This window comes from Streptomyces liliiviolaceus, from assembly GCF_018070025.1.
Lineage (GTDB): Bacteria > Actinomycetota > Actinomycetes > Streptomycetales > Streptomycetaceae > Streptomyces > Streptomyces liliiviolaceus.
Map to the genome: position 1 here is coordinate 2,344,736 of NZ_JAGPYQ010000001.1, position 18,489 is coordinate 2,363,224.

Here is an 18,489-nt window from a genome sequence, read left to right on the forward strand (position 1 = left end):
TCCGTCAGCTCCCCGGGGTCGTGCCGGGGGCGCCGGAGCCGTGGTCCTGGATGCCGGCCGCGCGGGCCAGGTCGAGGTCGAGGGCCTCGCGGCGGATGCGCTGGTCGATGTAGAGGAGCACGGTGACGCCTGCGGTGATCGGGAAGGTGAGCATGGAGCCGATCACCGAGCCGATGCCGCTCACGATGAGGAACGTCCAGCCGAGGTCGCCGGTGCCGCTGTCGAGCATGCTGCCGATGCCGTCTCCGCTGAGCGCGGAGGCGAGGAAGGCGAACGGGATCACGATGATCGACGCGACGATGTTCGCGATGATCGTGGCGAGGAGCTGGATGCCGAAGACCCGCCACCAGGAGCCGCGGACCAGCTTCGCGGACCGGCTCAGCGACTTCCAGACGCTCTGCTTCTCCAGCATCAGGGCCGGCGAGGCCAGGGAGAAGCGGATCATCATCCAGAGCGCGACGACGGCCGCGGCCAGGCCGCCGAGGAGGCCGAGTGCGACGGCACCGTCACCGCCGCCCGCGAGGCCGACGAGGACGCCGGGCAGGATGCCCACGGCGGCGATCGCGGCCGCGATGAGCGGCAGCAGGAAGGTCAGGCCGAAGAGCTTGAGCAGCTGGGGCCGGGCGTCGCGCCAGGCCTCGGCGGTGGTCACCGACTTGCCGAGGACCGCGCGGCTGGTCACGGTCGTGAGCAGGGCCGTCGCGACGATCGTGCCGAGCAGGGTGATCAGCAGGACGACGCCGGAGTTCAGCAGGGTGTCGCCCATGGCGCGGGACAGTTCGCCCGCGGTGGCGCTCGGGTCGTTGAGGACGTCCGTGCTGGCGCTGTCGTCCAGGACGAGGCCCTGGAGCAGGATCACGAGGATCTGCGTGAAGACCGCGACGGCGAGCGAGATGCCGAGGACCGTGCGCCAGTGCGTGCGCATGGTCGACACCGCGCCGTCGAGGATCTCACCGACGCCGAGCGGGCGCAGCGGGATCACGCCGGGCTTGGCCGCGGGCGGGGGGCCGCCCCAGCCGCCGCCCCAGCCGGGGTAGCCGCCAGGTCCCGGTCCGTAGCCGCCGGGGCCTCCGTAGCCCCCCGGGCCGCCGTATCCGCCGGGGCCCGCGGGAGGCTGGCCGCCCCAGCCGGGGCCGGGCGGTGGTGGCGGTGGAGTCTGGGGCGGGGCCCCCTGCGGGCCGCCGCCGGGCGAGGGCCACTGGGCGGGCGGGGGCTGCTCCTTGGACCACTTCGGGCCCGGGCCGGACGGGGCGGGGCCGGGCTGACCCGGTTCGCCCGCGGGCTCGGTGGACGCGGGCCGGTCGGTGGGCCGGGCAGGGCCGGAAGGCGTCGGCTCCTGTCCGTTCTGCCCGTCGGAGGGGGCAGATCCGGGCGATGCCCAGCCCGGAGTGTCGTTCATCGTCGCTCCTTCACGGTGCCCGCCCGCGGTCGCGGCGGCAGGTTGGCTGCCATCGTGCCACGGTGTGGCCGGGAAGTGACCGGCCGCCGTATGGGCTGCACACCTTCAATTGTCCGCCCTGTACGGGGCAGACTGAGCAGATGGCTGATCAGTACGCGCAAATCCGCGAGGACAACCGGCCCATCGAGATACCCGCGATCCGGTGGGACGAGCCGCCGGAGGGACCCGTGCTGGTCCTCCTCGACCAGACGAGGCTGCCCGCCGAAGAGGTCGAGCTGGTGTGCACGGACGCGTCCGCGCTGGTGGAGGCGATCCGCTCGCTCGCCGTGCGCGGGGCACCGCTCCTCGGCATCGCGGGGGCGTACGGAGTCGCGCTCGCCGCGGCCCGTGGATTCGACGTGGACGGGGCGGCCGCCTCGCTCGCGGGTGCGCGGCCCACCGCGGTGAATCTCTCGTACGGGGTCCGCCGGGCCCAGGAGGCCCATCTCGCGGTGCTGCGGGCCGGTGGTGACCAGGAGCAGGCCGCGGCGGCCGCGCTGGCTGCCGCGCGGGCGCTGCACAAGGAGGACGCCGAGGCCAGCGGGCGTATGGCCGTGCAGGGGCTGACGCTGCTCGACGAGCTGCTGCCCGGGGGCAGCCACCGGATTCTCACGCACTGCAACACCGGGGCGCTGGTCTCGGGCGGGGAGGGCACGGCGTTCGCCGTGGCGCTCGCTGCGCACCGGGTGGGGCGGCTGCGCAGACTCTGGGTGGACGAGACGCGTCCGTTGCTGCAGGGTGCTCGCCTGACCTCGTATGAGGCGGCGCGCGCCGGAATGGCGTACACCTTGCTCACGGACAACGCTGCCGGGTCATTGTTCTCGGCGGGAGAGGTGGATGCGGTGCTCATCGGAGCGGACCGGATCGCCGCCGACGGTTCGGTGGCGAACAAGGTGGGGAGCTATCCGCTCGCGGTGCTGGCCAGGTACCACCATGTGCCGTTCATCGTGGTGGCGCCGCTGACGACGGTGGACCCGGACACTCCGAACGGAGCATCGATCGAGGTCGAGCAGCGTGCCGGTCATGAAGTGACAGAGATCACAGCACCCTTGGTGCCCGTGGCGGGAGTCGAGGCGGGAGGCGGGATACCGGTGGCACCCCTGGGGACCCAGGCGTACAACCCGGCGTTCGACGTGACGCCGCCCGAGTTGGTGACGGCGATCGTCACCGAGGCGGGCGTCGTGTCGCCCGTGACGGCCGAGGCGCTCGCGGAGCTGTGTGACAGGTCACGCCAGGTAACGATTTAGTTAATGGGATGATGTCGTTTATGAAGGGACGAGTCCTTGTCGTCGATGACGACACCGCACTGGCCGAGATGCTCGGCATTGTGTTGCGTGGTGAAGGTTTTGAGCCGTCTTTCGTAGCCGACGGCGACAAGGCGCTGGCCGCTTTCCGTGAGAGCAAGCCCGACCTGGTGCTCCTGGACCTGATGCTTCCCGGTAGGGACGGCATCGAGGTGTGCCGCCTGATCAGGGCGGAGTCCGGGGTACCGATCGTGATGCTCACGGCGAAGAGCGACACCGTCGATGTCGTGGTCGGCCTTGAGTCGGGCGCGGATGACTACATCGTGAAGCCGTTCAAGCCAAAGGAGCTGGTGGCCCGGATCAGGGCCAGGCTGCGCAGGTCCGAGGAGCCGGCGCCCGAACAGCTCGCGATCGGCGATCTGGTCATCGACGTGGCCGGTCACTCTGTGAAGCGGGACGGCGCCTCGATCGCGCTCACCCCGCTGGAGTTCGACCTGCTGGTCGCGCTGGCCCGCAAGCCGTGGCAGGTGTTCACGCGTGAGGTGCTCCTGGAGCAGGTGTGGGGCTATCGCCACGCGGCGGACACCCGTCTGGTGAATGTCCATGTGCAGCGGCTGCGCTCCAAGGTCGAGAAGGACCCGGAGCGGCCGGAGATCGTGGTGACCGTCCGTGGCGTCGGTTACAAGGCCGGACCGAGCTGACGTGTCCCGGGACAGTGCCGCTTCGGCGCCCGGTGAGCCGGGGGTCCGCTCGGGGCGGCCTGTCGGCCGGAAGATGACGGGCTCCCGCTGGGGACGGTTCGTCGAGGGCGGGCTGCTCCAGGGCGGAGTCCAGGGCAGCCCGGTCCTTCGGCTGTTCATGCGGTGGGTGCGCCGTCCGCTGCTGCCGGTCATGCGGCTGTGGCGGCGCAACATCCAGCTCAAGGTCGTCGCCACCACCCTGCTGATGTCGCTGGGCGTCGTCCTGCTGCTGGGCTTCGTCGTGATCGGGCAGGTGCGCAACGGCCTGCTGGACGCCAAGGTGAAGGCCTCCCAGAGCCAGGCCACGGGCGGGTTCACGGTCGCCAAGCAGGAGGCCGACAGCGCGGCGGGCGCGGGCGGCGACGACCGCTCCGGCCCGAACGAGAACCCCGTCCAGAACGTCAGCGGATGGATGAGCTCCCTCGTGGAGTCCCTCTCCAGCGGCGGCCAGGGCGCGTTCAGCGTCGTCACGCTCAGCACCACCTCCGCGGACAGCAGCAGCCGGGGCCTCGGCCCGCGCGCGTCGGGCTTCGTGGACTGGAGCCTCAGCGTGCCCCAGGACCTGCGTGAGCGGGTGGACGGCGGCACGGGCACGGCCCAGAGCTATACGCGCATCTCCTACACCAACGGCCAGGCCTCCCAGCCCGCGCTGATCATCGGCACGCAGGTCAACGACCCCAAGGGCGACCCGTACCAGCTGTACTACCTCTTCCCGCTCACGCAGGAGGAGAAGTCGCTCAGCCTGGTCAAGGGGACCCTCGCCACGGCGGGGCTGTTCGTCGTGGTGCTGCTCGGGGCGATCGCCTGGCTCGTGGTGCGCCAGGTCGTCACGCCCGTACGGATGGCCGCCGGGATCGCCGAGAGGCTGTCCGCGGGGCGCCTCCAGGAACGTATGAAGGTCACCGGTGAGGACGACATCGCGCGCCTCGGTGAGGCCTTCAACAAGATGGCGCAGAACCTGCAGCTGAAGATCCAGCAGCTGGAGGACCTGTCGCGGATGCAGCGGCGGTTCGTGTCCGACGTGTCGCACGAGCTGCGTACGCCGCTGACGACCGTGCGGATGGCGGCCGACGTCATCCACGACGCGCGCGTGGACTTCGATCCGATGACCGCCAGGTCGGCCGAACTGCTCGCCGACCAGCTGGACCGTTTCGAGACGCTGCTGGCGGATCTCCTGGAGATCAGCCGCTTCGACGCGGGCGCGGCGGCCCTGGAGGCCGAGCCGATAGACCTGCGGGAGGTCGTCCGCAGGGTCATCAGCGGGGCCGAGCCGCTCGCCGAGCGCAAGGGCACGCGGATACGGGTCGTGGGCGACCAGCAGCCCGTGGTCGCCGAGGCGGACGCCCGGCGGGTGGAGCGGGTGCTGCGCAACCTCGTGGTCAACGCCGTGGAGCACGGCGAGGGCAAGGACGTCGTGGTCAAGCTCGCGTCCGCGGGCGGGGCCGTCGCGGTCGCGGTGCGCGACTACGGAGTGGGCCTCAAACCCGGTGAGGCGACCCGGGTGTTCAGCCGCTTCTGGCGGGCCGACCCGGCACGCGCGCGTACCACCGGCGGTACGGGCCTGGGCCTGTCCATCGCCCTGGAGGACGCGCGGCTGCACGGCGGCTGGCTGCAGGCGTGGGGGGAACCGGGCGGGGGCTCGCAGTTCCGGCTGACGGTGCCCCGGACGGCCGACGAGCCGCTGCGGGGCTCGCCGATACCGCTGGAGCCCAAGGACTCGCGGCGCAACCGCGGCCTCAACGACGCGGGGCTGCCCCTCGGCGGTACGCAGAAGCTGGCCACGGTGCCTGCGCAGCCCGCCGAGCGGGCCGTGCCGCCGATGCCGTCGCGCGACCCCAGGGTGGCGGGCGCGGTGGATCCGGCGGCGCTGCCCGGCAGCGGCGCGCGCGTGGTGCCGCGGCCCGCCGCGGAGACCAGGCCTCCGGTCGCGGCACCGGAGGAGACGCCGGAAGGGGAGCCGTCCGAGGACGGCCCGGAAACCGGCGGGCAGCCGGAACAGCTCAAGCATGGGGAGGGGTCTCGTGGGCGCTGACCGCGATCGGGGCGGCCGTCGGCGTCCGGCACGTGGGGTGGTGTACGCCGCCTGCGGGACCGTACTGCTGGCCGGGTGCGCGTCGATGCCGGACGAAGGGGACCTGCGTGATGTCGAGGCCTCCCAGCGGCCGGACGCGCAGGTCAGGGTCTTCGCCATGCCACCGCGGGAGAACGCGCAGCCCGAGGAGATCGTCCAGGGCTTCCTCGAAGCGCTGACCAGCGACGACCCGCAGTTCGAGACGGCCCGCAAGTACCTGACCGAGGGCGCGTCGAAGAAGTGGCGTCCGAACGCGTCGACGACGGTGCTCGCGGACGGCCCGAACACCGTGGCGGAGCACAGCGGCAGCAGGGAGGCGACCGGCGACTACGCGTACTCGCTGATCGGCACCAAGGTCGCCACCGTGGACTCGCAGTTCGCCTACAAGCCCGCCGAGGGGGCGTACAGCGAGATCGTGCACCTGTCGGAGCAGAAGACCACGGACGGTGCCAAGGAGTGGCGCATCGACGCCCTGCCGGCCGGCCTGGTGATGGGGATGTCCGACTTCCAGCGCAACTACGAGTCCGTCAACAAGTACTACTTCGCCTCGAACACGCAGGGCAGGACCGGCGTTCAGCTCGGCGCGGTCGCCGACCCCGTCTACGTACGGGAGCAGGTGGACCCGGTGACGCAGATGGTCCGCTCCGTCCTCAAGGGGCCCACGAGCTGGCTCAAGCCGGTGGTCAGGTCGAGCTTCCCCACCGGTACGGCGCTGAAGAAGGGCGTCAAGTCGCTGACGCCCGACGACAAGAACCGGCTGACGGTGCCGCTGAACGCCAAGGCCGACCGGGTCGGGCAGGCCAAGTGCACGGAGATGGCCGCCCAGATCCTGTTCACGCTCCAGGACCTGACGCCCACGGGCATCGACGAGGTGGAGCTGCAGCGTTCGGACGGCACGCAGTCGTGCGTGATCAACAACAACCAGGCGGAGGTCTCCGTCGTTCACGGCCCGGCCAAGCGGGCCGAGTACGAGTACTTCATCGACGGCGAGAAGCGGCTGGTCCGGATACCGGGGGCCGGCAGCGATCAGGAGCCCGAGCCGGTGCCCGGTGCGCTCGGCGACGGCGGCGACGGCGGCAAGGAACTGCGGGCGGCCGCCGTCTCGCGGGACGAGGACACCGCCGCCGGGGTGTCGCTCGACGGGCGCTCGATGTACGTCGCGTCGCTCGCCTCGGGGGGCTCGCTCGGGGAAGCCGTGCTGCGCAGCAAGGCCACGTCGCAGGACGACGGGCTGACGACGCCCAGTTGGGACGCGAGCGGTGACCTGTGGGTGGCCGACCGCGGGCCGAAGGACTCCCGGCTGCTCCTCCTGCCGAAGGGCGCGGGCGACCCCCTGGTGGTCTCGACACCCGGTCTGGAGGGGCGGATCGAGGCGGTGCGGGTGGCCGCTGACGGGGTACGGATCGCGCTCATGGTGAGCGACGGCAAGCGGACGACCCTGCTCATGGGGCGGATCGAACGGGGCGACTCCGAGGGCGCGGGCGGGGAGGACACCGTCGCGATCCACGAACTGCGCTCCGTGGCACCGCAGCTGGAGGAGGTCACGGCCATGTCCTGGGCCGGCGACAGCCGTCTGGTCGTGGTCGGGCGCGAGGCCCGCGGCGTGCAGCAGATCCAGTACGTCCAGGTCGACGGCTCCACGCCGGTCGGCCCCGCCCCCTCCGCGCTCACCGGGGTGAAGGAGATCGCCGCCTCCGAGGACGAACGGCTGCCGTTGGTCGCGCACTCGGAGGACGGGATCGTGCGGCTGTCGAGCGGTTCGCAGTGGCAGACGGTGGTCAAGACGGGGATGGCGCCGGTCTATCCGGGCTGAGTTCCGCGGGCCGCTCCGGTACGGCGCGGCCCGCCTTCCCTCGTGTGGGGGACAACGTGCCTACGTGTGCGAGGAGTTGTCCACAGGTAGTTGTCCACAGGGCTGGCCCGGGTGCTTCGGGATTTGGCAGAGTGGTGGGCATGCGGGGGTGGTGGCAGGACCTCACCGACCTGGTGCTTCCGGCCGAGTGCGGAGGCTGTGGACGGCCTCGCACGGTGCTCTGCCCGAAGTGCCGTGCCGCTCTGACGGGGGATGCGCCGAGCCGTGTACGACCGGACCCGGAGCCGCCGGGGCTGCCGGTGGTGCATGCCGCGGCGCCGTACGAGGACCGGGTGCGGGCGGCGCTCCTCGCCCACAAGGAACGGGGGGCGTTGATGCTCGCCGGGCCGCTGGGAGCGGCGCTGGCGGGGGCCGTACGGGCCGGACTCGGGCCCGGTGGACGGGATGGACAGGAGGCCGAAGCGGCGGGTTCCGGGGCGCCGGTGCTGCTCGTACCCGTGCCGTCGGCGCGGTGGGCGGTGCGGGCGCGCGGGCACGACCCGGCGCGGCGGATCGCGCTCGCCGCGGCGGCCGGACTGCGGCGGTCCGGGACGCCGGCGCGGGTCGCGGCGGTGCTGCGCCAGCGGCGTGCCGTGGCCGACCAGTCGGGGCTCAACTCACGGCAGCGGCTGGACAATCTCGCCGGTGCCCTGGAGGTGGCCCCGGGTGGCGCACGGCTGCTGGCCGGCGCCGGGCGGGTCGTTCTCGTCGACGACCTGATGACGACCGGCGCGTCCTTGGCCGAGGCGGCGCGGGCGCTGAGAGCCGTTCTTCCGGGAAAAGGCGGATTCTACGGACGGGTAACACCTGGAACGACGGGAGAAGGGGCGAGACGGGCCCAGATGGCAGGTGTAGGCCGCGCAGAAGCGGTCAGGGAAAAGAGAGGCGCGCACAGCGCGGATGACGGGGTTGGCGCGGCAGTGGTCGCGGCATCTCCAGCTTCTTTCGAAATAAACCGGAACTGACAGAGAAGTTGCGTCGTTGCAGGTAGTGAGAGGTTCCATTCACCTGAATGGAGGTACGCCGCAGTAGAGGGTGACGACATCCGTCCAGGCGAGATATGTTCGGTTGTGAGGGAATGGCGGACGCCGTCCCTTGCATATCGGAATGCCGCGCCGTGGGTTTTCCCCATTCACCCGGGACAGTGGGGTGGGGATCTTGCCCGCGGGGGAGGAGGAGGTGGACGTCACCAAGTCCGAGGCTCCGGGACGCGCTGGAGCCTGGTGCAAAAGGGAGATGCTCCGCCGTCGAAGCGGAGCGATCCGGGAACGGAGTTCTGCGTGGACATCGTCGTCAAGGGCCGCAAGACCGAGGTGCCCGAGCGGTTCCGCAAGCACGTGGCCGAGAAGCTGAAGCTGGAGAAGATCCAGAAGCTCGATGGCAAGGTGATCAGCCTAGACGTCGAGGTGTCCAAGGAGCCGAACCCCCGTCAGGCCGACCGCTCCGACCGAGTGGAGATCACGCTTCACTCCCGCGGTCCGGTGATCCGGGCGGAGGCGGCGGCGAGCGATCCGTACGCGGCGCTGGACCTGGCGGCGGACAAGCTGGAAGCACGGCTGCGCAAGCAGCACGACAAGCGGTACACACGCCGTGGCGCCCGCAGGATCTCGGCCTCCGAGGTCGCCGATCACGTCCCGGACGCGGCGACGCTCGACGGGAACGGCAGCGTCGTCCACGACGAAGAGCCCGACGCCGTGCCGACCAAGAAGATCGGCTCGCTTGAGGTGAAGGGTGACGGCCCCCTCGTCGTCCGCGAGAAGACCCACGTCGCATCCCCGATGACGCTCGACCAGGCGCTCTACGAGATGGAACTGGTCGGGCACGACTTCTACTTGTTCGTCGACTCCGAGACCAAGGAACCGAGTGTCGTCTACCGGCGGCACGCGTACGACTACGGCGTCATCCACCTCAACACCGACCCGATGGTCGCCGAGGCGCAGCAGGCCCCGCCCGGTGGGGCGCTGGGCGGCTGACCCCGACCGGTGAGCTCCCCCGGCCCTCGGCCGGGGGGACGGCTTCAGCCGGTGCCCCTGGAGTGCTTGTGCGCCCCCAGGGGCACCGGTGTGCGACCCCTCAGTGCCCCGCTCTGTCATCCCGTTGTCGTCCGGGCATGAAATCATGGCCGTACCGGCCTCAACCGGTGTGTCGTTGCGTGGGGTTGGTGATGGCACAGGAACACAGGCCACGGCCTTCAGGGGGAGGAACCATGGCGGACAGCTTCGGACCGATGCGTGACGAGGATGCCGACGACGGCGTCGTCGGCATGGGCCCGGACGGGGGCTCCCCGGGCAAGGAGCCCATCCGGGTGCTTGTCGTGGACGACCACGCCCTCTTCCGCCGCGGTCTGGAGATCGTGCTCGCCGCCGAGGAGGACATCCAGGTCGTCGGGGAGGCGGGGGACGGTGCGGAGGCGGTCGACAAGGCCGCCGATCTGCTGCCCGACATCGTGCTTATGGATGTACGGATGCCCAAGCGCGGTGGGATCGAGGCGTGCACCTCCATCAAGGAGGTCGCTCCCAGCGCGAAGATCATCATGCTGACGATCAGCGATGAGGAGGCCGACCTCTATGACGCGATCAAGGCGGGGGCCACGGGGTATCTCCTGAAGGAGATCTCCACGGACGAAGTGGCCACGGCGATTCGCGCGGTGGCCGACGGGCAGTCGCAGATCAGTCCTTCGATGGCGTCGAAGCTGCTGACCGAGTTCAAGTCGATGATCCAGCGCACGGATGAGCGGCGGCTTGTGCCGGCGCCTCGGCTCACCGATCGTGAGCTGGAGGTTTTGAAGCTGGTGGCTACCGGGATGAACAACCGGGATATCGCCAAGGAGTTGTTCATCTCCGAGAACACCGTGAAGAACCATGTGCGGAACATCTTGGAGAAGTTGCAGTTGCACTCGCGGATGGAAGCGGTTGTGTACGCGATGCGGGAGAAGATTCTGGAGATTCGTTAGCGCTGGTGGCTGGTGGCTGGCCGGCTCGGTCACGGTGCTGACGGCTCGTTGCGGGGTGCGGGTCCGGTGGGGGCTGGTCGCGCAGTTCCCCGCGCCCCTAAAAGCCCCCTGCGGGGCTGGTCGCGCCGTTCCGCGCGCCCCTCAAAGATTGCGCCGTTCCCCGCGTCCCTAGAGCGTTCGGGCCAGCTCTGTTGTCAGGGCTTCTCGGATTTCCGGGGTGTTCGCGCGTTCCACTCTTACGTTCGTGCAGTCCACCCAGGTGGCTGCTTCCAGGAGGGCCTGGGCCACTGACGGGATCGACTTGGGGCTGTCCAGGGTGACCTGTTTGGCGACCAGGGTGGCGCCCTCGCGGGCCGGGTCCACGCGACCCACCAGCCGGCCGCCGGCTAGTACCGGCATCGCGAAGTAGCCGTACACACGCTTGGGCTTGGGGACGTAGGCCTCCAGGCGGTGGGTGAAATCGAAGATCCGCTCCGTGCGCGCCCGGTCCCAGACCAGTGAGTCGAACGGCGACAGGAGCGTCGTGCGGTGGCGGCCGCGCGGGGTCGTCTCCAGGGCCGCGGGATCCGCCCAGGCCGCCTTCGACCAGCCCCACACCGTGACCGGGACCAGGCCCGACTCCGCGATCACCGCGTCGACCTGCTCGCGCTTGAGGCGGTGGTAGTCGGCGATGTCCGCGAGGGTGCCCACGCCCAGGGAGCGGCCCGCGAGCCGCACCAGACGGCGCAGGCACTCCGTGTCGTCCAGATCGTCGTGCAGCAGCGGCTCCGGGATGGCCCGCTCGGCGAGGTCGTACACCCGCTTCCAGCCGCGGCGCTCCGTGCACACCACCTCGCCGTACATCAGCGCGCGCTCGACGGCGACCTTGGTGCCCGACCAGTCCCACCACTCGCTGGTCCTCTTCGCGCCGCCCAAGTCGGTGGCCGTGAGCGGACCTTCGGCCCTCAGCTGCTTGATGACCTGCTCGTACGTGCCGTCCGGCAGCGCGTGGTTCCAGTGCGGGCGGGCGCGGTAGGCGCGGCGGCGGAAGGCGAAGTGCGGCCACTCCTCGACGGGTAGGACGCAGGCCGCGTGCGACCAATACTCGAACGCGTGGGGCCGGGGCGGGGCCGTGCCGACCGGTGCCGGGGTCCAGTACGCCTCGTCGACCGTCCTGCGGCCGACGGCGCCCAGGCGCGCGTACGGGATGAGTTCGTGGGAACGGGCCAGGACGGAGATGGTGTCGAGCTGGACCGCGCCCAGATGCCGCAGCACGCCCCGCACGCCGCCCCTGCGGTCGGGGGCTCCGAGGAACCCCTGCGCGCGCAGGGCGATCCGACGGGCCTCGTCGGCGGAGAGTTCGGCGGTCGGGCGCGGCAGACTCGTCATGGTCCGCACGATAGGCGGTGCCACTGACAATCGCTCCCGGCCCGGCCGATCACGTCAGGTCGGGCGGGGAGCCGACGACTGCCGGGAGGTGGGCAGGTACGGGGCCGTGGACGGCAGGCCGAGGTCCGAGGGGAGCAGGGAACCGACCCAGCAGTCGCGGCGTACGCCCTTGTTGTTGACGCCCGCGCGAAGGGTGCCCTCCAGGACGAAACCGGCCCGTTCGGCGACCGCCAGGGAGCCCGTGTTGCCCACTTCGGCCCGCCACTCGACGCGGTCCATGGCCCGCTGGGTGAAGGCCCAGCGGCAGGCGGTGAGCGCGGCCTCGGTGATGTAGCCGTTGCCCCGGTGCTGCTTCGTCGCCCAGAAACCGATCTCGCCGACGCCCAGGCCGCGCATCGTGACGGCGAGCATGCCGGCGAGTTCACCGCCGACCGGCAGGAAGACACCGAAGGTGAACATCGAGCAGTCCGCCCACCCGTCGGGCACCATCTGCTCGGTGAAGGCCGTGGCATGTTCGCGCAGATACGGCGACGGGATCGTGGTCCAGCGCTGGATGTCGGGATCCTGGACGGCGTCGAACACGGCGTCGGTGTCGTGTGCTCCCACCGTGCGCAGCAGGAGTCGTTCGGAAGTCAGGGTGACGGGGTCCATCGGCCGATTCTGCTCGGGCTTCGGTGAGGAAGCCATCACTTTCGCACTGTGTGAGGCCGCCGTTACGTTTCGTGGCGCCGACGCGGCACCTTCCGCATCCTCCGCCCGTTGTCTCTGTGGCTGTCACATGCAGACCTCCCGGCGCGGTGGGGTCCTCGCTTACGATGGCCGTTGCTCAAGCTGTGATTTGAATCTGCCATTGAAACCGACAGTCCCAGGCCCGACCGGCAAGGAGACAAACCCTCGTGTCCGTCCTCTCGAAGATCATGCGTGCAGGCGAAGGAAAGATCCTGCGCAAGCTGCACCGCATCGCGGACCAGGTCAAGTCCATCGAAGAGGACTTCGTCGACCTCTCCGACGCCGAGCTGCGCGCCCTGACCGATGAGTACAAGCAGCGGTACGCGGACGGCGAGAGCCTCGACGACCTGCTGCCGGAGGCGTTCGCGACCGTCCGCGAGGCCGCCAAGCGAGCCCTCGGTCAGCGGCACTACGACGTGCAGATCATGGGCGGCGCCGCGCTTCACCTCGGCTACGTCGCCGAGATGAAGACCGGTGAGGGCAAGACCCTGGTCGGCACGCTGCCCGCGTATCTGAACGCCCTCTCCGGAGAAGGCGTCCACCTCATCACGGTCAACGACTACCTGGCCGAGCGCGACTCCGAGATGATGGGCCGCGTCCACAAGTTCCTGGGTCTGACCGTCGGCTGCATCCTGGCCAACATGACGCCGGCCCAGCGCCGCGAGCAGTACGCCTGCGACATCACGTACGGCACGAACAACGAGTTCGGCTTCGACTACCTGCGCGACAACATGGCGTGGTCGCAGGACGAACTGGTTCAGCGCGGCCACAACTTCGCGATCGTCGACGAGGTCGACTCGATCCTGGTCGACGAGGCCCGTACGCCGCTGATCATCTCCGGCCCCGCCGACCAGGCCACCAAGTGGTACGGCGACTTCGCGAAGCTCGTCACGCGCCTGAAGAAGGGCGAGGCGGGCAACACCCTCAAGGGCATCGAGGAGACCGGCGACTACGAGGTCGACGAGAAGAAGCGCACCGTCGCCATCCACGAGTCCGGTGTCGCCAAGGTCGAGGACTGGCTGGGCATCGACAACCTCTACGAGTCGGTGAACACGCCGCTGGTGGGCTACCTGAACAACGCCATCAAGGCCAAGGAGCTCTTCAAGAAGGACAAGGACTACGTCGTCATCGACGGCGAAGTCATGATCGTCGACGAGCACACCGGCCGTATCCTCGCCGGCCGCCGCTACAACGAGGGCATGCACCAGGCGATCGAGGCGAAGGAAGGGGTGGACATCAAGGACGAGAACCAGACCCTCGCCACGATCACCCTGCAGAACTTCTTCCGTCTCTACAAGCGCCACGACCACGACGGCAAGGACGTTCCCGGCCTCTCCGGCATGACCGGTACGGCGATGACCGAGGCGGCCGAGTTCCACCAGATCTACAAGCTCGGCGTCGTCCCGATCCCGACCAACCGGCCCATGGTCCGCAAGGACCAGTCGGACCTGATCTACCGCACCGAGGTCGCGAAGTTCGACGCGGTGGTCGACGACATCGCCGAGAAGCACGAGAAGGGCCAGCCGATCCTCGTCGGCACCACCTCGGTCGAGAAGTCCGAGTACCTCTCGCAGCAGCTCAGCAAGCGCGGCATCCAGCACGAGGTGCTGAACGCGAAGCAGCACGACCGTGAGGCCCCGATCATCGCCCAGGCCGGCCGCAGGGGCGCCGTCACCGTCGCCACGAACATGGCCGGCCGCGGTACGGACATCAAGCTCGGCGGCAACCCCGACGACCTCGCCGAGGCCGAGCTGCGCCAGCGCGGCCTCGACCCCGAGGAGCACATCGAGGAGTGGGCCGCGGCGCTGCCGGCCGCCCTGGAGCGTGCCGAGAAGGCCGTCCAGACCGAGTTCGAAGAGGTCAAGGACCTCGGCGGGCTCTACGTGCTGGGCACCGAGCGGCACGAGTCGCGCCGTATCGACAACCAGCTGCGCGGTCGTTCCGGCCGTCAGGGCGACCCGGGCGAGTCCCGCTTCTACCTGTCCCTGGGCGACGACCTGATGCGGCTCTTCAAGGCGCAGATGGTCGAGCGCGTCATGTCGATGGCGAACGTGCCGGACGACGTGCCGATCGAGAACAAGATGGTCACCCGTGCCATCGCCTCCGCCCAGTCGCAGGTCGAGACGCAGAACTTCGAGACCCGTAAGAACGTCCTCAAGTACGACGAGGTCCTCAACCGGCAGCGCGAGGTCATCTACGGCGAGCGCCGCCGCGTCCTGGAGGGCGAGGACCTGCAGGAGCAGATCCAGCACTTCATGAACGACACGATCGACGCGTACATCGACGCGGAGACCGCGGAGGGCTTCGCCGAAGAGTGGGACGTCGACCGGCTGTGGGGCGCGTTCAAGCAGCTCTACCCGGTGAAGGTCACCGTCGAGGAGCTGGAGGAGGCGGCCGGCGACCGGGCCGGACTGACCGCCGAGTTCATCTCGGAGTCCATCAAGGACGACATCTACGAGCAGTACTCGGCGCGCGAGGAGCAGCTCGGCTCCGAGATCATGCGTGAGCTGGAGCGGCGGGTCGTGCTCTCGGTCCTGGACCGCAAGTGGCGTGAGCACCTCTACGAGATGGACTACCTCCAGGAGGGCATCGGCCTGCGCGCGATGGCCCAGAAGGACCCGCTGGTCGAGTACCAGCGCGAGGGCTTCGACATGTTCACCGCCATGATGGACGGCATCAAGGAGGAGTCCGTCGGCTACCTGTTCAACCTGGAGGTCCAGGTCGAGCAGCAGGTCGAGGAGGTTCCGGTCGAGGACGCGAAGCCGTCGCTGGACAAGAAGGACGCGGTTCCCGCCGGTGGGGGTGCGCGTCCGGAGATCCGGGCCAAGGGGCTCGACGCTCCGCAGCGGCCGGACCGGCTGCACTTCTCCGCGCCCACGGTCGACGGTGAGGGTGGTGTCGTCGAGGGCGACTTCGCCACGGACGACGAGCCGGTGCGGTCGGAGTCGGACGGGCTCACTCGGGCCGAGCGGCGCAAGCAGCAGAAGAGTGGGCGTCGGCGCAAGAAGTAGCGGGGTGCTCCGCGGGGTGCTCCGCGGGGGTTTGCGGGGCTTGTGCGGGGCGCGCTCTCTTTGAGCGGGTGGGTGAAGGGTCGGGTGCCGGTTTGGTGCCCGGCCCTTTGCGTTGGGTTGGGGCTCCGCCCCTCCCCGGTCCTGGCCTTCGGCCCTGGAATGGGGGGGGCGGGGCGGACGGGTGTTGGTGGGTGCGGGTCGGTGGGGGCTGGTCGCGCAGTTCCCCGCGCCCCTGGGGGGTGGGGGTGGGCGTGGTGTTTGGAGGGTGCGGTCGGTGGGGGTTGGGTGCGCAGTTCCCCGCGCCCCTGAAAGGGGCCTCTTGAGCCTCAGGCGTCCTGGGGTGGGGGCCTGCGGGTGCCGCCGAGTTCTACCGCTGTGCAGCGCCAGCGGAGGTCCGGGCCCTGTTCCAGGCGGAAGGCCATGGCGCGGAGCTGGTCGCCGGCGCCGATGCGGGCGAAGGCCTCGATCGCGCCCGGGCGGGCCACGTAATAGCCGATGTCCCGGACGAACGGGCGGGTGCCGCGGGTGCGGAGCGGGCTGTGTTCGGCGAGCCAGGCCAGTTCGTCGTAGGCGCGGCCCGCGGTGTGCCGGAGCATGGAGTGGACCGGGCGGTGTCCGCTGAGCACCTCGACGAGCCGGTCGGCGAAGACGTCGGTGGGGCGGGGCTGCGGGGGCGTGGAGAAGCCCGTCCTGGCCCGCGGGGCGCCCGGGGTGCCCCGCGGCGTCGTACGCGGCGTGGTGCCGCCCGGGCGGCGCGTGTCGTGGCGTACGGGGGGTCGGGTGCCCTGGGTGCGCCTCGTCCTGGTCATCACCTTGTTCACGGCGGAGCCCCATTCGGTCGGACCGGCTGATACCGGTCGGTAACTTTCCGTTGGGGATCTTGTACGGGGCCGGGGCGAGCGACCGCAAGCGGACCGGGCGGGCGCCGGGACCGGCGGAATGTTCACCTATCAGGGGGACGGGAGGGGGCGGCGGGCTTGGGAGGCCCGGGGCCCACCGGGTGACGGGCGGGACGGGGGTGGACGCCCGGGCGGGGGTGGGTACGGACTCGAAAGGGGACACCCGCACGTATCCTGAAGACCTTCCGGCAGGTGCGGGACCCGCCCACGGAACCACGTCTACGAAAGCGGTCAGCCATGCGTGTGTACGTCCCCCTGACCCTCTCCGGTCTCGCCGAGGCGTACAAGACGGGTGAGCTCGGCTCGGGCCCCTTCGTCGCGTACGCCGTCACGCCCGCGCTGCGTGAGTGGTACCTCTCCGACGACATCGAGGAACTGGAGTACGCGGCGCTGAACCGGGCCGCGCTCGCCTCCCTGCGGCTGGTCGCGCTCGACCCCGGTACCCCGCGCCGGCGGGTGGTCGTCGCCGTCGACGTACCGGACGGGGCCGCGGTCGCCGAGCCCGGTCTGGGCCCCGACCCCGCGTCCCTCGGCGAGCTGCGGGTCGGCGCGGCCGTGGCGCTGGCCGAAGCCGCGGCCGTGCACGTCGACTCGGACGAGGCGGAAGCCGAGGTGACGGCGGCCGCGGACGCGCTGGGCGCGGCGGACCGGGGCGACGACGACGCGCAGTTCGTCGTGGACGGGGCCGCGGACCACGAGCTGCTGTGGTTCGCCACGCAGGAGATCCCGAACCTGGTGGGGCTCGGCGACTGAGGCACTCCGGGGGCGTACGGCGTCCGGCAGGTGCTTCCGCGGGGCATTCGAAGCGCACATGGGGCTTTGTCGGTGGTGCCGGGTACTTTTTGGATATGGGGATGCGCGGAGCGACACATATCGTCTGGGACTGGAACGGGACGCTGTTCCACGACAACAAGGCAATCATCGGCGCGACGAACGCGGCGTTCGCGGAGCTGGGCATACCGTCGATCACGCTGGAGCGGTACCGGGAGCTGTACTGCGTACCCGTGCCGAAGTTCTACGAGCGGCTGATCGGGCGGTTGCCGACGGACGACGAGTGGGAGGTCATGGACGCGGTCTTCCACCGGTACTACGCGGAGCACCGGGTGGGGTGCGGGCTCACCGACGGGGTGCCCGGGCTGCTCGCGGAGTGGGTGTCGGGCGGGCGGAGCCAGTCGATCCTGAGCATGTACGGGCATGAGGAACTGGTGCCGTTGGTGCGGGGGTTCGGTATCGAGCCCCATTTTGTGCGGGTCGACGGGCGGACCGGGCCGTCGGGCGGCAGCAAGGCCGAGCACATGGTGCGGCATCTGAGAGCCCTGACGGGGGTGGAGCCCGCTCGTACGGTGGTGATCGGGGACGCGGCGGACGATGCGGTCGCTGCGCGGCATGTGGGGGCGAAGGCCGTGCTGTACACCGGGGGGTCGCACAGTCGGGCCAGTCTTGAGGGGGTGGGGGTGCCGGTGGTGGATTCGCTTGCGGAGGCGGTGACTCTGGCCGAGTGGTTGGCGGCGTGAGTTTCTGGGGCCTGCCCCTTGGAGCCGCTTGAGCCCTGCGGCTCGGGTCGTCGGCCTTCGGCCGGGGGTTGTGTGTCGGGTGCGGGTTCGTTGTGGCTGGTCGCGCAGTTCCCCGCGCCCCTAAAGGCGCAGTTCCCCGCGTCCCTGGAAGGCGCGGGTGCCTGTGCCCGTGGCGCTGGGGGTGTGGGCGTCGTGTGTCGGGTGCGGGTTCGCTGTGGCTGGTCGCGCAGTTCCCCGCGCCCCTAAAGGCGCAGTTCCCCGCGCCCCTTGAGGGGCGCGGTTGTCCGCGGTCCTGGCCGTGCACAGTCGTCGACGAAGCGAACTGTGCAAAGTGTCAAAAAGGTGATCCCTCTTTTGTACACATACGGCTCATGACGAGGCCCCCCGCAGGGGCGATAGCCTTGGGTCGTGATCAGCGCGATACGTCGCGGGGGCATCGTTGCCCCTGCCCTGCGCCCGGACCGCACGGACGACATCCGTGACCGGGCGGTCGCTGGTCCCCGCGAGCGGGCAGCCGCCGAACAGGCACCGAGATCAGGGTCACACCCTCCGGTGCCGCCAAATATGGCCGATAACGCCCCGCTCATCTCTCATCGCGGCATAGCGTCGGATCAGACCGGACACCCCGCGTCGCGGCGCTACGTCACTTCACGTTCTACGACGTCACGCA

The 18,489-nt window shown here is 70.3% G+C and carries 14 protein-coding genes; 10 read left to right on the forward strand and 4 right to left on the reverse strand.

The features are described from left to right. Positions 1 to 4 precede the first annotated feature (4 nt). Positions 5 to 1,399, reverse strand: coding sequence for a glycerophosphoryl diester phosphodiesterase membrane domain-containing protein (locus J8N05_RS10410; protein WP_210882129.1), 1,395 nt, complete (start codon positions 1,397 to 1,399; stop codon positions 5 to 7). 140 nt (positions 1,400 to 1,539) lie between these two features. On the opposite strand from J8N05_RS10410, the gene mtnA reads away from it, so the two are divergent. The 7 genes from mtnA (at position 1,540) to J8N05_RS10445 (ending at position 10,298) form a co-directional block, all read left to right on the forward strand. Next, on the forward strand, positions 1,540 to 2,685 hold the full coding sequence (mtnA, locus tag J8N05_RS10415) for an S-methyl-5-thioribose-1-phosphate isomerase (protein WP_210882131.1): 1,146 nt from the start codon (positions 1,540 to 1,542) through the stop codon (positions 2,683 to 2,685). An 8-nt stretch (positions 2,686 to 2,693) separates the two neighbouring features. After that, on the forward strand, positions 2,694 to 3,383 hold the full coding sequence (gene mtrA, locus J8N05_RS10420; RefSeq protein ID WP_188114266.1) for a two-component system response regulator MtrA: 690 nt from the start codon (positions 2,694 to 2,696) through the stop codon (positions 3,381 to 3,383). 1 nt (position 3,384) lies between these two features. Further along, entirely contained in the window at positions 3,385 to 5,454 is a 2,070-nt protein-coding gene (gene mtrB / locus J8N05_RS10425; protein ID WP_210882133.1) for an MtrAB system histidine kinase MtrB, read from the forward strand. Continuing rightward, positions 5,444 to 7,306, forward strand: coding sequence for an LpqB family beta-propeller domain-containing protein (locus J8N05_RS10430; RefSeq protein WP_210882135.1), 1,863 nt, complete (start codon positions 5,444 to 5,446; stop codon positions 7,304 to 7,306). Before mtrB ends, J8N05_RS10430 begins: the two co-directional genes overlap by 11 nt. 140 nt (positions 7,307 to 7,446) lie before the next feature. Next, positions 7,447 to 8,310, forward strand: a complete 864-nt coding sequence (locus tag J8N05_RS10435) for a ComF family protein (protein ID WP_210882136.1) — start codon at positions 7,447 to 7,449, stop codon at positions 8,308 to 8,310. 315 nt (positions 8,311 to 8,625) lie between these two features. Continuing rightward, the gene (gene hpf / locus J8N05_RS10440) at positions 8,626 to 9,318 is read left to right on the forward strand and encodes a ribosome hibernation-promoting factor, HPF/YfiA family (protein ID WP_407699896.1); all 693 of its coding nucleotides are present in this window, start codon (positions 8,626 to 8,628) and stop codon (positions 9,316 to 9,318) included. Positions 9,319 to 9,551: 233 nt separating this feature from the next. After that, the gene (locus J8N05_RS10445; protein WP_210882138.1) at positions 9,552 to 10,298 is read left to right on the forward strand and encodes a response regulator; all 747 of its coding nucleotides are present in this window, start codon (positions 9,552 to 9,554) and stop codon (positions 10,296 to 10,298) included. 168 nt (positions 10,299 to 10,466) lie between these two features. Here the strand turns inward: J8N05_RS10445 and J8N05_RS10450 are convergent, their stop codons facing one another. Together J8N05_RS10450 and J8N05_RS10455 are read right to left on the reverse strand one after the other, a co-directional pair. Further along, positions 10,467 to 11,666 (reverse strand): winged helix-turn-helix domain-containing protein, encoded by a 1,200-nt coding sequence (locus J8N05_RS10450; RefSeq protein WP_210882139.1) that lies wholly within the window; start codon positions 11,664 to 11,666, stop codon positions 10,467 to 10,469. A 54-nt stretch (positions 11,667 to 11,720) separates the two neighbouring features. Then, entirely contained in the window at positions 11,721 to 12,317 is a 597-nt protein-coding gene (locus J8N05_RS10455) for a GNAT family N-acetyltransferase (RefSeq protein ID WP_210882140.1), read from the reverse strand. 245 nt (positions 12,318 to 12,562) lie between these two features. Between J8N05_RS10455 and secA the strand changes: the two genes are divergently transcribed. Then, positions 12,563 to 15,406, forward strand: a complete 2,844-nt coding sequence (secA, locus tag J8N05_RS10460) for a preprotein translocase subunit SecA (protein ID WP_210882141.1) — start codon at positions 12,563 to 12,565, stop codon at positions 15,404 to 15,406. Between the two features lie 326 nt (positions 15,407 to 15,732). On the opposite strand, the gene J8N05_RS10465 is transcribed toward secA, so the two are convergent. Next, complete coding sequence (locus J8N05_RS10465; RefSeq protein ID WP_210882143.1) at positions 15,733 to 16,227, reverse strand: Rv3235 family protein; 495 nt, start codon at positions 16,225 to 16,227, stop codon at positions 15,733 to 15,735. Between the two features lie 315 nt (positions 16,228 to 16,542). Here J8N05_RS10465 and J8N05_RS10470 point away from each other — a divergent pair, with 315 nt between their 5' ends. Beyond that, positions 16,543 to 17,058: a DUF6912 family protein gene (locus J8N05_RS10470; protein WP_210882145.1), complete on the forward strand. Its 516-nt coding sequence runs from the start codon at positions 16,543 to 16,545 to the stop codon at positions 17,056 to 17,058. 95 nt (positions 17,059 to 17,153) lie between these two features. Next, positions 17,154 to 17,819, forward strand: a complete 666-nt coding sequence (locus J8N05_RS10475; RefSeq protein WP_210882147.1) for an HAD family hydrolase — start codon at positions 17,154 to 17,156, stop codon at positions 17,817 to 17,819. The last annotated feature ends 670 nt before the right edge of the window (positions 17,820 to 18,489 follow it).

Excerpts from the sequence above, each read along its gene's own strand:
- J8N05_RS10410 (WP_210882129.1), bottom strand. The coding sequence starts at position 1,399 with ATGAACGACACTCCGGGCTGGGCATCGCCCGGATCTGCCCCCTCCGAC.
- mtnA (WP_210882131.1), top strand. The coding sequence starts at position 1,540 with ATGGCTGATCAGTACGCGCAAATCCGCGAGGACAACCGGCCCATCGAG.
- mtrA (WP_188114266.1), top strand. The coding sequence starts at position 2,694 with ATGATGTCGTTTATGAAGGGACGAGTCCTTGTCGTCGATGACGACACC.
- J8N05_RS10435 (WP_210882136.1), top strand. The coding sequence starts at position 7,447 with ATGCGGGGGTGGTGGCAGGACCTCACCGACCTGGTGCTTCCGGCCGAG.
- J8N05_RS10445 (WP_210882138.1), top strand. The coding sequence starts at position 9,552 with ATGGCGGACAGCTTCGGACCGATGCGTGACGAGGATGCCGACGACGGC.
- J8N05_RS10450 (WP_210882139.1), bottom strand. The coding sequence starts at position 11,666 with ATGACGAGTCTGCCGCGCCCGACCGCCGAACTCTCCGCCGACGAGGCC.
- J8N05_RS10455 (WP_210882140.1), bottom strand. The coding sequence starts at position 12,317 with ATGGACCCCGTCACCCTGACTTCCGAACGACTCCTGCTGCGCACGGTG.
- J8N05_RS10470 (WP_210882145.1), top strand. The coding sequence starts at position 16,543 with ATGCGTGTGTACGTCCCCCTGACCCTCTCCGGTCTCGCCGAGGCGTAC.
- J8N05_RS10475 (WP_210882147.1), top strand. The coding sequence starts at position 17,154 with ATGGGGATGCGCGGAGCGACACATATCGTCTGGGACTGGAACGGGACG.